This is a genomic window from Arhodomonas sp. KWT, assembly GCF_010993615.1.
Map to the genome: position 1 here is coordinate 1 of NZ_WNXE01000407.1, position 1,558 is coordinate 1,558.

2 protein-coding genes are annotated in these 1,558 nt (G+C 72.4%); both read left to right on the top strand.

Features of this window, described 5'->3' with window-relative positions; all coding sequences use genetic code 11:
* The first annotated feature begins 313 nt into the window (after window positions 1–313).
* The gene (ccmA, locus tag G7A99_RS19405) at window positions 314–925 is read left to right on the top strand and encodes a cytochrome c biogenesis heme-transporting ATPase CcmA (protein WP_018717519.1); all 612 of its coding nucleotides are present in this window, start codon (window positions 314–316) and stop codon (window positions 923–925) included.
* Window positions 926–935: 10 nt separating this feature from the next.
* The coding region (gene ccmB, locus G7A99_RS19410; RefSeq protein ID WP_371807639.1) for a heme exporter protein CcmB at window positions 936–1,558 on the top strand (623 nt) is incomplete at its 3' end.

Below are 1,558 nucleotides of genomic sequence, written 5' to 3' on the forward strand. Positions count from 1 at the left end.
CACTGCAGGCCCGGCTGCAGCTCGGCGAGAACCTGACCGCCTATTTCGGCTCACGTGTCGCCGCCAGCGGCGATGCCGTCGCCGGGCGTGTCCAGGGCGGTCTGACCCTGCTCTGGTAGCAGCGTGCCCGTTCCCGTGATCGGCGACCGCGACGGGGACGGGCCCCGGAATGACCCGTCACACGACGACGCCCCGGGGCGCATCGACCCGGCTCGTCGCGAGGCCACCACGCCCTCGCCGGACGGGCGAGGACTTATGAATCCGGACACCAGGTGGTAACCTTGCGGCCGGATCAGGGGCACAGGCGGAAACGGTGCTGGAAGCCAGGGAACTCGTGGTCTCCCGCGGGGAGACCGTGCTCATCGACGGACTCGACCTCACGGTGGCGCCGGGGGAGGTGCTGCTGGTCGCCGGCCCCAACGGCAGCGGCAAGACCACGTTGCTGCGCACCCTCGCCGGTCTCACCCTGCCCGAGGAGGGCAGCGTGCACTGGGCCGGCGGGAACGTCCGCCGCGACGGCGGCACTTACCGTCAGGCACTGATCTGGATCGGCCACCAGCCCGGAATCAAGCTGGAGCTCACCCCTCGGGAGAACCTGCGGGTGTTCGCCAGCCTCCACGGCGGCGAGGGTGACCGCGATGCCGCGCTCACCCGCATGGGTCTTGGCGAGCGCCTGGACACGCCCTGCCGCCACCTCTCCGCCGGCCAGCGCCGCCGGGTCATGCTGGCACGGCTGCTCATCGAGCCGGCCAGCGCCTGGATCCTGGACGAGCCCTACACCGCCCTCGACCGCCACGCGGTGGAGGCGCTCGAGGCGCGGCTCGCCGAGCACGCCGCCGCGGGGGGCATCACCGTGATGACCTCCCACCAGCCGGTCATGCTCGAGGGCGTGAACCTGCGCCACCTGGAGCTCGGCCATGGATGAGATCCGCCTCGTGCCGGCCTTCCTGGCGGTACTGCGCCGGGACCTCTCCCTGGCCCTGCGCGCCCCCGGGGAGCTCGCCAATCCGGTGATCTTCTTCGTGATGATCGCGAGCCTCTTCCCCCTCGCGGTGAGCGCGGCCTCGGAGACCCTGCGCCAGATCTCCCCCGGGGTGATCTGGGTCGCGGCGCTGCTGGCGTCGCTGATCTCCATGGAGCAGCTCTTCCGCGGGGACTTCGAGGACGGCACCCTGGAGCAGTTCGCCCTCGCGCCCCAGCCCCTCGCCGTACTCGTGCTCGCCAAGCTCTGCGCCCACTGGCTGATCACCGGCCTGCCGCTGGTGATCGTCTCGCCGCTGCTGGCGCTGTTCATGCACTACCCCTGGCAGGCACTGCCGCAGCTGATGGCGGGGCTCGCCCTGGGCACACCGGTGCTCGGCGCCCTGGGTGCCGTCGGCCTGTCGCTGACCGTGGGGGTGCGCCGTGGCGGGCTGCTGCTGGCGCTGCTGGTGCTGCCGCTGTACGTGCCGGTGCTGATCTTCGGCGCGGGCTCAGCGGACGCCGCGGCCTCCGGGCTCGGCGTGACCGGCCAGCTCGAGCTGCTCGGCGCGATGGCCGCCCTCGCCCTGACCCTGGC